The sequence below is a fragment of the Burkholderia pulmonis genome (assembly GCF_984667975.1).
The window spans coordinates 737,637-752,039 of the sequence record NZ_OZ480187.1 but is presented as its reverse complement, the minus strand read 5'-3'; the positions used below and the strand labels follow the sequence as shown (position 1 = coordinate 752,039).

Here is a 14,403-nt window from a genome sequence, read left to right as displayed (position 1 = left end):
TCCGGGCACACCGGCCCGCATTGTTCACGTCAATGCTCGGTCGGCCGGGCGGGTTTCCTCCCTCGCGTCGGCGGGCGGCACCCCGTCATGGGGCCGCCCCGCACGGGCGAACGTCGCGTACCACGCATCGGCCTCCATGAGCTGCGCATGCGTCCCGGTCGCCCGCACGCGGCCGGCGTCGAACACGACGATCGTGTCGGCCGCCGCGGCGAGCGACGGCTGGTGCGTGACGACGATGCGCGTGCGCTGCCCGCGCAGCGCGACGAGACTGTCGCGCACGCGCCGCGCGCTCAGTTCGTCGAGGCTTGCGGTCGGCTCGTCGAACATCAGCACCGGCGCCCGCGCCAGCAGCGCACGCGCGAGGCAAGCCCGCTGGCGCTGCCCGCCCGACAGCAGCTGGCCGCCCGGCCCCACGTCGGTGTCGAGGCCGTCCGGCAGCCGCTCGGCGTCGCGCAGCAGGCCGACCGCGTCCAGCGCTCCGTGCAGCTCGGCATCGGTCGCGTCCGGCCGCCCCATCCGCACGTTCCACGCCAGGCTGCCGCGAAACAGCCCGTTGTCCTGGAACACCAGGTTGCGCGTCGTGGCGAGCGTCGTTTCGCTCAGGTGCCGCACGTCGGAGCGGCCGAGCAGCACGCGCCCCGTGCATGGATCGTCAAGCCGCGCGAGCAGGCCGAGCAGCGTGCTCTTGCCCGCGCCCGTCGGGCCGACGATCGCGACGAAGCCGCCCGCCGGGCAATGCAGGTCGATCCCGTCGAGCAACGTCGTGCCGCCGGCCGACCGATAGCCGACGCGCACCGCGTCGACGCTCGCATCGTGTACCGGCGTGCCGCGGTCGGGGCTGTCGAAGCGCGGCGCTTGCAGCACCTCGAGCACCGTGTCGAGCGCGCGCCAGCCGCCTCGCAGCGCCTGGTCGAGCTGGGTGAGTTGCGCGAGCGGCTCGATGAAACGCACGAGCAGCACGAGCACCGCAACGGCCGTCGCCGCATCGAGCCGGCCGGCCGCGACCGCCCACGTGCCGCCGATCAGCATCGCGACGAACACGCCTTGCACCGCGCCCGCGAAACCCAGCTCGATCGGCAGCGAGCGGCGCATCAGTGCGCGTGTACGGCGATGCTGCCCGTCGAACGCGTGCTGCAGCGCTGCGCGCGCATCGCCTTCCCGGCCCGCGAAGCGCAGCAGCCCCTGATGCGCGGCGAACGCCTGAAGCTGCACGGCCATGTCGCGATCGCCGGCCGCACGCGCCTGTTCGAACGCGAGCGTGCGCGCGCCGCCGCGCTCCAGCAGCGCGAACAGCAGCACGGCCGCGCCCGCGAGGCACAGCGCGATGCGCCAGTCGATCCACGCGAGCCCGGCAACGACCGCGAGCGGCGTCACGACCGCACCGATCAGCGGCCCGAGCAGATGGGCGGGAACCCCCATCGCCTGCATGACCGGCCCGCGCAGCAGCCCGGCCGGATGACTGTCGCGCACGGTCTGCCACGACGCGATGCGCGGCAGGTGACGCACGAGGCGATCGACGAGACCGGCCGCGAGCGCACCGCCCGCGCGATAGCCGCCGCGTTGCGCGACGTACAGCACGAGTGCGTGGCACAGCGTCAGCGCACCGAGCGCGACCGTCCAGTGCAGCGCGGCCGCCTGCGCGCCGGCGAACCATGCGCGGATCAGCGGCACGAGCAGCAGCCCGCACGCACCATCGAGCAACGCGGCGGCCACCGCCCAGCCGACACCGCGCCACAGTGCGCGGCGCGTGTCGCGCGGCAGGCACTGCAAACGTTTGGGCAATTTCGTCATCATGCGGCCTCCCCGCCTGCGGCACCGCGCTCGCGCCATAGGCGCGCGTACAGCCCGCGTGCGGCCAGCAGCGCCGCATGCGTGCCGCGCTCGACGATGCGGCCGTGCTCCATTACGAGAATCTGGTCCGCATGCCGGATCGCGTCGAGATCGTGGCTGACGATCACGCGCGTGCGCGTGTCGCTGCGCAACGCGTTGCGCAGCGCCCGCCCGGTTTGCGGATCGAGCGCCGATGCCGGTTCGTCGAGCAGCAGCAACGGCGCAGGCGACAGCAACGCACGCGCGATCGACAGCCGCTGCAGTTCGCCGCCGGACAAGCGCACGTCGCGCCCGCACAGGCAGTCGTAGCCGCCCGGCAACGCGTCGATGCGTTCGTCGAGACAGGCTGCGCGCGCGGCGGCGCGAATCGCATCGCGATCGGCATCGGGCCGGTAAAGCGCGATGTTCGCCGCGATCGACACGTCGAGCGCGGTGGCCTGCTGGAACACCATCGCAATCTGTTCACGCCGCGTCTCCGACGCGAGCAGTCGCAGGTCGGCGCCGCCGATCCGCACCGTGCCGCGGTCCGGATCCATGAAGCGCGCGAGCAGCATCAGCAGCGTGCTCTTGCCCGCGCCCGACGGCCCGACGATCGCGGTGGTCGTGCCGGCCGCGATCGTCGCGTCGATGTCGTGCAGGATCGGCGTGCCGTCGATGTCGACGCTCACGCCGCGCAGCTCGACCGACGCATCGCGCGGCACCTGCACCGCGCCATCGACGGGCTCGGGCAGCCCCGGCTGCGCGAGCAACGCATCGAGCCGCGCAGCAGCGGCACGCGCCTCGCGCAGCGCATCGGCGCCGTGGCCAAGCGCGCGCACCGGCGCCGCGACCGCCCAGATCAGCAGCGCGAACGCGCACAGCTCGCCGACCGGCAACCGCCCGGCCGTGAGCCACGTCGCGCCGAACACGACCCACGCGAGCAGGAACGGCGTGCCGAGCAGCACCTGCGTGCATGCGCCGGGGCCGCCGACGCGACCGACCCATGCCGAAAACGCCTGTTCGAAGCGCCCGGTCGATTCCAGTGCAGCCGCCTCGATGCCGGCGCCCGGATACTGCCGCACGAGCGCCGGGTTCTGCGCGAGCTGCGCGTAGTCGCCCATCAACTGTTCGAGCGCCGCGTTGCGTGCCGCCACGGCCGGCGCGAACCGCGCCGAACGCATCCAGCGGAACAGCGCGGCGCCGGCGACGAGCGGCACGAGTGCGAACGCGAGCAGCGCGGGATTCAGGTAAAGCAGGCACGCGAGTGCCGCGCACGGCACGACGACGAGCTGCGTGATGTCGGCCGGCGCATGCGCGACGAGCTGGTGCAGTGCGCGCACGTCCTGGTCGACATGACGGGCGACACGGTCGCTGCCCGCACGCGTGAACCAGCCGAGCGGCAAGCGCTGCAGATGATCGGCGAGGCGCTTGCGCAGGCGGTCGCAGAGATCGGCGTCGACGCGATGCGTCAGGTGCAGCGCGACCGTCTGGCCACCCAGCCAGCACACGCCCGCCGTCACGGCCGCGACGAGCCAGCCGCGCGACGCCGCGTCGAGCTGCGCCGTCACGCGCCATGCGTCGGCGAGATGCGCGAGCGCGAGCCACGGCACGAGCGACGCGATGCCGGCCAGCGCCTGCAGCACCACCGCGATGGCGAGCGGCACCGCGAACGGCCGCAACATCGAAAGCAACGGCCCCTTCATGCGGCACGCTCCAGCAGCATGCCGAGCGTCGCGGCGCATGCATCGCCCGGCGGCTGCTCCGGAAAACCCAGCTGCGCGGTCAGCTGCTGCCAGACGCGCGTCACATCGATGCTGCGCTGGTTGCACGCCTGCAGCCCGTCGCCGGACACGAGCCGGTCGACCGCGCGCACGGCCGCCTGCGGCCAGCAGCGTGCATGAATCTCGCCCCACGTATCCTGTGCGTCGTCACAGATCTGGAGGCTCGGCATGGCGTCGCCGGCCAGATCGCCGAAGATCGGGAACAGCCCGTCCTCGTCCGTCGCCGGCTCGCGCAGCGCGGGCGCCCACCACAGCGGGCCGTGCGGCGACGCGAGCGTCCACGTGCCGGCGTCCGTCGTCAGCGTGATGCCGAACAGCATGCTCATCCGGCCGTCGTCGGCCGCCGCCATCTCGTTGTGCACGCGCAGCGATACCGGCGTGTCGGCGAGCACCATCGCGCATTCGCGCATCGACGACAGCGCCGGCCCGATCGGCTCGACCGACCACGCGCCGACGCCCTGCAACGCGGCCGCCAGCACGTCGAGCGCCGCGTAGCTCGCCTGCACCGAGCACACGATGTCCGCATGCACGGGCGCACTCGTTTCGCTCAACCGCCGCGCGACCGCGATGAAGCGCGCGACGACCGGCAGGTTCGGATAGAAACTGTTGAGCAGGCATCGGCGGCCGAGGCGCGACGCGGTGCGCAGGACGGTGTCCCATTCGTCGGGCAGCAGCGGATGCTCGATCACGACGTCGATCCCGCGTTCGAGCAGCCGGCACGCAAGCGCGGCGCCTTCCGCCCCGCGCGCAGCACCGCCGACGGCGACGCATGCCGCGCGCACCTCGTCCGGCAACGCTTCGACGCGATCGAACACCGGCGCGCCGACGCGGGCGGCCAGTGCGGCCGTGCGCGCGCTCCCCTGGCCGAGGATGCCGGCGACGTGATACGAACCGGACGCCGCGAGGCCCGCCGCATAGAACTGACCGAAACGGGAGCCGGCCACGACGACCGGCAGCGGATGGACCTTCATCGTGCCTCCTTCAGGCGGGTATCGACGAACGCGGCGTTCAGGCAGTCGAAATGACCGCCGGGGATATCGACGGCCGTAATGCCGCCGAGCGCCTGCGCCGTCCAGTATTCGGTGAGCGTCGCGCGCTGCTGCGGAATCAGCGGGTTGCAGCGTTCGGGCACGAACAGCCGCAGCGCGCCCGCATACGGCGCATCGCCAGCCCAATGGCAGGCCTGCACCGAATGCATGAAGAGCCGATACAGCCGTTCGCGCTCGTCGAGCAGCGGATGCGCGACCTCGTCCTGCATCGACAGGCCCGCCGCTGCGCGCAACACGCGGCCGCGCAGCACGTCGAGCGGCTCGCAGCGATCGCCAAAAATTTCGAGCTGCGCCTGCAGGCTGCCTGACGCGAGCCGCGCCGGGTCGGCCTTCAACGCGTCGGCGAGCGCGTCGGCCAGCACGTACGTTTCCGGAAAACCGAGCGCGTCGAGCGGCAGCCCGAGCGTCGCCGCGAAGTTGAACAGCACGAGCCGTTCATCCTCGATCAGATACGGAATCCGGTAGCTCGACACAATGTCGAGCGAGCGCACCGCGACGCCGAGCTGCACCAGCGACTTCGCCATTTCCAGCGCGACCAGCCCGCCCGAGCAGTAGCCGAGCACGTCGACCTCGCGCACGCCGCTGCGCCATAGCGCATCCGCGTAACGCCGGCCCAGCGTCGCGTTCAGGTGGCGCGCCGGCAGGTCGAGATAGTCCTGCGCGTCGCGCACCGCGAAGCCGAGCACCGGGCCGAGCCGCGCAAGCGCGGGCATCACCGGACGGTACGCATGCACGGTGCCGAGCCCTTCGTGCACGATCACGCGCGGCACGCCGTCGCCCGGCGCGAGCGGAATCGGCCGCACGCCGGCGCGCACGCGCGGCGCCGGTGCGTGGACGACCGTCGATGCATGTGTCGCACGCTGCGCGGCGGGCGCTGCCGCCGACGTCGCGCTCGCCGGTTGCTCGCCCGCCTCGCGCAGGCATCGTGCGAACGCGGCCGGCGTCGGCTGCGCGAGCACCCAGCGCAGCAGCCGGTCGAACGGATGCGCGTGCGCGAGCGGCTCCTCGCCGCGCAGCCGCGACACGAGCTGCGCGATCAGCAGCGAATCGCCGCCCGCGGCGAAGAAGTCCTGATCCGGCGTGACGTCGCGCGTATCGAGCACGGTTTCCCACAAACCGATCAGGCGTGCCAGCAGCGGATCGGCTGCCTGCATCGGCGCCGATCGGGCCACGACCGGCTCCGGTTCGCGGATATCGGCGATGCCGGCCAGCGCACGGCGGTCGATCTTGCCGTTCGCGGTCACGGGAAGGCGCTCGAGCACGCGCAATTGCGACGGCACCATGTAGCCCGGCACGCGCTCGGCCACGAACGACAGCAGCGTGTCGGGGGCAATACGTGCCGCGCCGCGCTTCACGTGTGCGAGCAGGATGTCGTAGCCGAGCGCGGCGAGCGGCGTGTCGGGCGCAACGCAACCCAGCGCGCGATCGCCCGTCTCCACCTGCAGCCATTCGAGCCACTGCGCGCGCGGTACGAACAGATGCGCCGCCGCAGCCCGCGCGTCGTCCGGCGTTTCCATCATCAGCCCCTGGCTGATGCTGATCTCCGGATGCTCGGCCGTCAGTTCCTGGATCACCCACCACGCGTCGGCCGCCGACAGCGCGCGCAATCCGGCGATCAGCGCGACCGTATCGCGCGCATTGTTCAGTGCGCCGGAGCTGATCGTCATGTCGACCGAATGCGGCGCAATGCCCTGCGCGTCGAACGGCGCGTTCATGTCGAAGCGCACGAACCGCATCCACGGGTACGCGGCAAAACGCTCCCGTGCGGCCGCGAGGAAGTAGCTCGACACGTCGCTGAACAGGTAGTCGATCCGCGTACCGGCCTCGACCAGCGGCGCGAGCGCATCGATGATCGCGCGCGTCGCGGCGGCCGTTCCCGCGCCCACCTCGAGGATGCGCCACGTGCGCTGCGGCTCGCGCGCGACGATTGCGCGCACGGCCTGCGCCATCCCGCGATGCAGCGCGCGGGCGTGTTCGCCGTCGCTGTACATCGCCTCGGCGATATGCGATGCGCCTTCCGGGAACATCAGGCCGGCCGGCGATACGCTGCCGTCCACCTGTGCGTCGATGCATCCTGCGCTGTCGCGGAAGTAATCGACGAGCACGGCCGGCCACAGATCGGGAGACGCGTGCTGCGCGAATGCCTCCCAGCATGCGGGCGCATCGACGAAGCCGACGTCCGGCCGCATGCGCCAGCCGCCTTCGGCATCCGCATGCAGCACGCCATGCGCGTCGAGCATCGCGAGCCAGTGGCGCAGCAGGTGTCGTCGCGCAGGCGGCACACGCAGCCGCTCGCACAGCGTCGCGAAACCGGTCGCGCCGTCGGTCGTCAGGCCGCCGGCCGGCACGATCCACGCGGCCAACGATGCCGCGCAGGCCGTCCCGAGCTGAGCGACCGAACGCGACACATCCGCCTGTGCAGGCCAGCGTGCGGCGTCGAACGCGGTACGCACGCGCGTCGCGATCTCGTCCAGTGTGTCGTCGCGCGCCGACGGCACCGATTCCGTGCCCTGCAGCGACACGAAGCTCGCGAGCCGGCGCTCCCCGCCTTCGCCGAGCACGATCGTCGCGGCCGCGCCGACGAGCGGATGCGCGGTCAGCGCCGCATCGATCTCGGCCAGCTCGATCCGGTAGCCGCGGATCTTCACCTGATCGTCCTGCCGCCCGAGGAACTCGAGCGAGCCGTCGGTACGGACGCGGCCAAGATCGCCAGTACGGTAGAGCCGCCGTCCGTCGGCATGACGAATGAAACGTTCGGCCGTTCGCACCGGATCGTTCGCGTAGCCCGTCGCGAGCCCGACGCCGCCGATATGAATCTCGCCGCGCACGCCGGGCGGGCACGGCCGGCCGAGTGCGTCGAGCACTTCCATCGTCTGGCCGGTCAGCGCGCGGCCGTACGGAATGCTCGCGAGCTGCGTGTCGTCCGCATGGACCGGATGCTCGATCGACCAGATCGACGCTTCGGTCGCGCCGCCGAGGCTGAACAGCGCGCTGTCGGGCCAGCGACGCCACCAGCGGGCCGGCAGCGTCACCGGAATCCAGTCGCCCGACCACAGCACGCGGCGCGGGGCCGGCACGTCGAGCGCCGGTTCGCCTTCGAGGTAATCGATCAGCATCTGCCCCTGTGCGGGCACCGAGTTCCACAGCGTCACGACATGGCGCACCATCAGCTCGGCCCAATGCGACGGATCGTTGCCGCGCGCCGGATCGGGCAACACGATGCACGCACCGCGCGCGGTCGCGCCGAAGAAGTCATAGACGGACAGGTCGAAGCTCAGTTCGGCGAGACCCAGCACCACGTCGCCCGCGCCGACCGCATGACGCGCGCTGATGTCGGCGAGCGTATTGCACACCGCCGCGTGGCTCAGCATCACGCCCTTCGGTTCGCCGGTGGAGCCCGACGTGTAGATCACGTAAGCCAGCGCGTCGCCGTCGATGTCGCGCGCGGCGCGCGGCGGCCATTGCGGATCGGTCGGCAACGTATCGATATCGATGCGTGCGCACCCTTCGTGTTCGAAGTCGAGCGCCTGCATGCTTACGACCGCACGCACCCGCGCATTGCGCAGGATCGCCTGCTGCCGCAGCGCCGGCTGGCGGCTGTCGACCGGCACGTATGCGGCGCCCGCCTGGACGATCGCGAGCACGGCCGCAAGCTGGTGTGCGCACTTCGGCATCAGCACCGCAACCGTATCGCCCACGCCGACGCCGGCCTGTTCGAGCGCGGTCCGCAGCGCAGCCGCGTGTTGCGCGACATCGCGGTACGTACGTGCGCCCCGTGCGTCGATCACGACCGGCGCATCGGGCGTGCGCAGCGCCTGCGCGGCAAAGCCGGACGCGATATGCGTATCGGCGTCCGGATGCACGTCGGCAACCGGCGCGGCGGACGGCAACACGACATCGCCTGCGCGCGACCACCATCCGGCATCGTCGGCGAGCCGGCCCAGCAGCGCGACGTAGGCGTCGAACATCGCGGACGGCATGCCGTCCGGAAACAGGTCGTCGCGCACGTCCCAGCCGATTTCCAGCCCGTCGAACTGGTCGGTCACCTGACAATCGAGCCACACCTGCGGCGTCTGGCTGATCATGTAGCGCGGCGGTTCAGCGCGTGCCGTGTGCTCGCCGAGCAGCCGCCCGACGCTGCCGATGCCGCTCGTGAACACCACCGGCATCAGCGCCGCATCCTTGCCGCGCCGCCGCGCGATCTCGCGCATCACGTCGACGCCGGTGAACGCGCGATGGTCGAGATCGTCGAACATCCGCGCACCGATCGTGCGGGCGCGTTCGACGAAATCGCGCCCGTGCGTCGCGTCGACGGCGAGCAGGCTCAGCGCGGTGAAATCGCCGAGCACCGCGTCGATGCGCGGATGCACGGGCGGACGGTTCAGCACGGTCAGGTTCAGGCAGAACGCCGGCGACTGGCTCCAGCGGCCGACGACCTCGGCGAATGCGGCCAGCGCGACGCTCGCCGCGCTCAGGCCGAAACGGCTTGCATGACCGCTCAGTGCCGCCCATTGCGCACGGTCGAGCCGCGCATGCCGATGCGTGAAGCGCGGCCGCGCGTCGGTACGCATCGCGGGGACCACCGGCAGATCGGGGCGCGCGGGCAGATCGTCGATGCGTTCGAACCACCATGCCTTGTCGCGCGCATGATCGGCGCGTGTGCCGGCCTGCGCTTCATGGGCGACATAGTCGCGAAACGTCGCGTCGAGCGGCGTCGGCCGCCATTGCGGATCGTCGTAGCGGCGCCGCCATTCGGCGAGCAGCAATTGCAGGCTCGCGTAGTCGATCAGCGTGAAATCGACGGACAGGTGCAGCACCGCGCCATCCGGCCCGAGGCTCACCTCCGGCTGCAGCACCGGCCAGCGGTCGAGCGCATGCACCGCATGGTCGAGGCGCTCGCGCACGCGGCTCACGTGGGCATCGAATGCATGCGCATCGGCCTCGCGCAGGTCGTGCACGTTGAGCGGCTGCCACGGCACGTCGGGCAGCACGCGTTGCCATGCGTTGTCCTCGACGATCGCGCGCAGCATCGGATGGCGCGCCACGCATGCATTCCACGCGGCTTCGAAACGCACGCAGTCGAGCTCCTTCCGCTCGTCGTATTCGACGTACAGATGGCAGGCGCTGCCGCCGAACTCGAACGATTCGTGCCGGCCGAGCACATAGGCGGCCTGTACCGGCGTCAGTGCGAACCGTTCATGCTGGTGCGCCGGATCGCTGCGCCACGCACCTTCCTGCAGGAAGCGGACGAATGCATCGCGTTCGGCCTTGATGCGCGCCGCGAGATCCGCATCGAGCGCACCGGCCGGCGCGCGATAGCGCAACTGGCCGCCGTCGTCGCACCACAGTTCGATCTGCCGTTCGCGACAGAGATCGAGCACGTCGTCGAAGCTCACAGCACGCCCTCCTCGATCGTCGCGACCGATGCATCGCCGCCGGCATGCGTGACCGGCGTCACGTCGTCAATCTGCGCGGCAAGACCGGCGAGCGTCGGCTGCCGGTAGAACGCGGCCATCCCGACCCTTACGCCGAGCCGCTCGCGCAGCTGCGCGAGCAGGCGCGTCGCGAGCAGGCTGTCGCCGCCGAGTGCGAAGAACGTCGCGTCGCGCGCATGTGCCGGGCGACCGAGCGCATGCTCCCAGCACGCGAGCAGCGTCGCCTGCCGTTCGTCGGCCGGGACGAACGCATCGTGCGCGGCCGGTGCGTCGCCGAGCGCTCGCGCCAGCGCATCGCCGACTGCACGGCGATCGATCTTGCCGTTCGCGTTGAGCGGCCAGCGCGGCACGCACCACAGCGCATCGGGGCGCATCGCGTCGGGCAACCGGTCGCGCAGCCAGTCGGCCAGCGCCGCCGGTACGGCCGGCTCGCCGGTACGACGCGCATCGATGCAGGCGAACGCGGCCGAGCGCCAGCTTCGCGAAGCGAGCGCAAAGCCGCACGCGTGTGCCGCCGCCGCGATCGCGTCGCTCGCGAACGGCCGCGGCAGCGACGCATCGCCCGTCACGTTCGCGACGAGTTCGCGCAACGGCGAATCGCGCAGCACGTCGGCAAGCAGCAAACGGCCATCCTGCGCGAGCAGCGCGGCCGCGATCCTGAACGTGTCGCGCGGATCGTCGCGCAGGTGTGCGGCGGCAAAGCTGATCACGCAATCGAATTCGCCGAGATGACGCGCCGGCAGCAAGCCATCCTGCATCGCCTGAAGCGCGGGCCTCGTTCGCGTGAAGCGTGCCTGCGCGGTATGCAGCAGGCCCGGCGACACGTCGAACAGCGTCACGTCGAAACGCGGATCGTCGAGCACGCCGAGCCCCGCCTCGAGCCATTGCCCGGCGCGGGCGTCGAGCACCGCAACCCGCAACGCACCCGTGTGCATGGCAGCCTGCTCGTCGAGCGCGCCGGCAAATTCGCGCAGCGCACGGGCGCCATCCGGCAAACGCGTCGCGAACGCAAGCGGTGCCACGCACGGGTCCAGCGGCACGCGCTGCGCGGCGGCCTCCTGATCGGCGGCGAGCGCGCGCAGCGATGCCGTCAGGTCGTCGAGATCGGTTGCATGCCAGTCGAGCAGATCGAGCGCGCCGTCGATGGCGATCGATACGTCGTCCTTTGCGTGCCGGTGTGCACGCAGCGAGGGCGGCAACCCGGCATCGCCGTCGAGCAGGCGGTCTGCAACGGCGCGCGCAACGGCCGCTTCCGCCTGCGCCGTATCGGCCGCGCCGGCATCCGCGAGCGACGACGGCGCCGTGTCCGTTGCGCAATCGGCCGGCACGAACGCCGCGACGATGCGCGCAGCCTCGCCGTTGACTACGCTCGCACACGCTCCGTCGACCTGCGGATGCGCGGCGAGCGCCGCCTCGATCTCGCCGAGTTCGATCCGGTGTCCGCGCACCTTCACCTGCCGATCCTCGCGCCCCAGGAATTCGAGCGTCCCGTCCGGCCAGTAGCGGCCGCGATCGCCGGTGCGATACCAGCGCCCCGACGCGTGCTGCACGAAGCGCTGCGCGGTCAGTTCGGGATCGTTCCGGTAGCCGCGCGCGAGACTGTCGCCGCCGATCAGCAGCTCGCCCGGCACATGATCGGGCACATCGCGGCCATCGGCATCGACGACGCGATACGCCTGCCCCGGCAACGGCCGGCCGTACGGAATCGAACGCCAGCGCGGCGGCACGTCGTGCACCGTCTGCACGTTCGACCAGATGCCGGCTTCCGTCGCACCGCCGAGCGCATGGAACGCGCACGCATCGCCGCAGCGGGCGCGCAGCCGCGCCGGCAGGTCGAGCGCGATCCAGTCGCCGGACAGCAGCGCCGCACGGACGCTGCGGCACGCATCGCCCGCAGCCGGCACGGCCAGCGCCATCTCCAGCAGCGCGGGCGCCGAATTCCACAGCGTCACGCGGTGCTGCGCGATCAAATCGATCCAGCGCGCGGCGTCGCGCGCTTCGTCCTGCGTCGGCAGCACAAGTTCGGCGCCTGCGCCCAGCGCGCCGAACAGGTCGTACACCGACAGGTCGAAGTCGAGCGCCGACACCGCGAGCAGCCGGTCGTCCGCCGTCACGCCGAGCAGCGCATCGATCGCATCGATCGTGTTGACCGCCGCCGCATGCGTCATCTCGACGCCCTTCGGCACGCCCGTCGAACCGGACGTGTAGATCACGTACGCCGTGGCCTGCGGCGCGACTGCAAGCGGCGCGGCCAGCGGCGCATGCCGCATCAGCGCGGCGACGCCGAAGTGCGGCACCGGCGCATCCATGCGCGCCGCGTCGCCGATCACGGCCTTCACGCCCGCCGCACGCTCGATCAGCGCCTTGCGCGCGACCGGTTGCGCGATGTCGAGCGGCACATAGCACGCGCCGGCAGCGAGTACGCCGAACACGGCAGCGACCTGTGCCGGCCCGCGCGGCAGGCTGATCTCGACGGCATCGCCGTGCCCGATCCCGGCCGCGCGCAGCCCGCCCGCGATCGCGAGCGCCTGCGCAGCCAGTTCGCCGCGCGTCACCGCATGCTCGCCGCATCGCAATGCCACGGCAGACGGCTCGCGGGCGGCCAGCGCGAAGAAATCGCCATGCAGCGTGCGCGCGCGGCCCGGCGCGGGCAACGCGTTGAGCGTGTCGCGCACGCGGCGCTGCGCGGACGGCAGCTCGACCGCGATCGGCAACCGCCAGTCGCGATCGCACAGCGCCTGCACGAGCGCGACATACGCGCCGAACATCGCATCGATCATCCCGTCCGGAAACAGGCCGTCGACGCTGTCCCACGCGAGCAGCGCGCCGTCCGGCACGCGATAGAGCTGATGATCGAGCCATACCTGCGGTGTCTGCGAAATCATGTCGTGCAGGTCGCCGAATACCCGCGCGAACGCGTCGGGCACGAACGGCGCGTCGCCGAGATTGCATGAGAACACGACAGGCGCCGCGCGAGGCGTGCCCTGCCGACGCGCGTCGCGCAGCACGTCGAGCGCCGGATATGCGGCATGCGCGATCGCACCGTGCAGGCGCTGCTGGAACGCGCGCACCGCGTCGGCTGCGCTCGCATCGGCGCGCACGTCGCATTCGACGAGCAGCAGCGTCGTGAAATCGGCGATCACGCGGCCGAGATCGGGCGCGTCACCATGCCGGTCGAACAGCGGCACGTTGAGCAGGAATGCGTGCCGGCCGCTCCAGCGAGCGAGTACCGCCGCGAACGCGGCACCGAACACCGACGACAGCGTGACGCCATGCTGCGCGGCCCGCGCGTGCAGGCGCGCCAGCTCGTCGGTGCTCAGCGTATGCGTGACGCGGCTGAAGCGCGGCGCGCGAATCGTTTCCGGCGCACGGGCGAGCGGCAGCGCCGGCCCTTCCGGCAGCGTCGCGAGCCGTGCCTGCCACGCGTCGCGCGCCGCGGCCCGCGCATCGCGCGTATCGGCCGCGCGACGCGCGAGCCAGACCGGGAACCACGTCGACGGCGCATCGGGCAGCGCCGACGGCTCGGCATACGCGACGCCGATCTCCTGCATCAGCAGCCGCACGCTGTCCACGTCGGCCGCGAGCAGGTCCACGCTCAACCACACGCGATCCTCACCGCCGGGCATCTGTACGAGCCCCGTCATGAACACCTGCGCATGCTCGACGTCGAGACATTCGTGCGACCGGAACGCGCGCAACGCTGCCCATTCGGTTTCCGCGTCGGCGGCCGTCTTGCCCCGCCAGTCCGCATGCGCGAACACCGGCGCATCCGGCTCGACGAGGATCTGCTGGCGACCGCCATCGAAACGCGCGCGCAGCATCGGATGACGCTCGCGCACGCGCCGGCATGCCGCATCGAGACGAACCGGGTCGATCGCACGGCTGCGAAATTCGAGAAACGCGTGACAGCTCACGTTGCCGAGCACTTCGCCGTCACCGCGGCCGAGCCAGTACGCCTGCTGCACCGCGGACAGGTCGAACGGCGCGTGCACGTCGACATCGTCGGCCGTGACATCGGGTGCCGCGCGTGCGACGCGCGGTGCGTTCGCAAGCAATGCGACCCACGCGCCGAGCGTCGGCGTACGCGCGAGCGCGTCGAACGTCAGCGCGTAGCCGAGCCGGCTCACGCGCGTCTGCAGGTACATCAGCCGGATCGAATCGAGGCCGCAGCTCAGCAGGTCCTCGTCATCGTCGAGCGATGCGGTTTCATCGACGGATTCGTCGAGCAACCCGGCGATCAACGCGACGAGCTGCGAGCGAAGGTCAGTGGGAGAACAACAGGAAGGATCGGAATGGCCGATATGGGAATCGACAGCGGTCTGGCTCATG

At 71.5% G+C, this 14,403-nt stretch carries 5 protein-coding genes; all 5 read right to left on the bottom strand.

What is annotated here, in order from left to right; translation table 11 throughout:
* Window positions 1–24 precede the first annotated feature (24 nt).
* The 5 genes from AC5LXK_RS20085 to AC5LXK_RS20065 are packed head-to-tail and all read right to left on the bottom strand — an operon-like array spanning window position 25 to window position 14,402.
* Window positions 25–1,791 carry an ABC transporter ATP-binding protein gene (locus AC5LXK_RS20085; RefSeq protein ID WP_493394023.1) on the bottom strand — a complete coding sequence of 589 codons (1,767 nt, stop codon included), beginning with the start codon at window positions 1,789–1,791 and terminating at the stop codon, window positions 25–27.
* The gene (locus tag AC5LXK_RS20080) at window positions 1,791–3,512 is read right to left on the bottom strand and encodes an ABC transporter ATP-binding protein (RefSeq protein ID WP_493393207.1); all 1,722 of its coding nucleotides are present in this window, start codon (window positions 3,510–3,512) and stop codon (window positions 1,791–1,793) included. The genes AC5LXK_RS20085 and AC5LXK_RS20080 overlap by 1 nt, the downstream gene beginning before the upstream one ends.
* A complete protein-coding gene (locus AC5LXK_RS20075; RefSeq protein ID WP_493393206.1) occupies window positions 3,509–4,561 on the bottom strand; it encodes a Gfo/Idh/MocA family oxidoreductase in 1,053 nt (350 codons plus the stop codon). Before AC5LXK_RS20075 ends, AC5LXK_RS20080 begins: the two co-directional genes overlap by 4 nt.
* Complete coding sequence (locus AC5LXK_RS20070) at window positions 4,558–10,035, bottom strand: non-ribosomal peptide synthetase (protein ID WP_493393205.1); 5,478 nt, start codon at window positions 10,033–10,035, stop codon at window positions 4,558–4,560. Before AC5LXK_RS20070 ends, AC5LXK_RS20075 begins: the two co-directional genes overlap by 4 nt.
* Window positions 10,032–14,402 (bottom strand): amino acid adenylation domain-containing protein, encoded by a 4,371-nt coding sequence (locus AC5LXK_RS20065; RefSeq protein ID WP_493393204.1) that lies wholly within the window; start codon window positions 14,400–14,402, stop codon window positions 10,032–10,034. Before AC5LXK_RS20065 ends, AC5LXK_RS20070 begins: the two co-directional genes overlap by 4 nt.
* Window position 14,403: the final 1 nt, after the last annotated feature.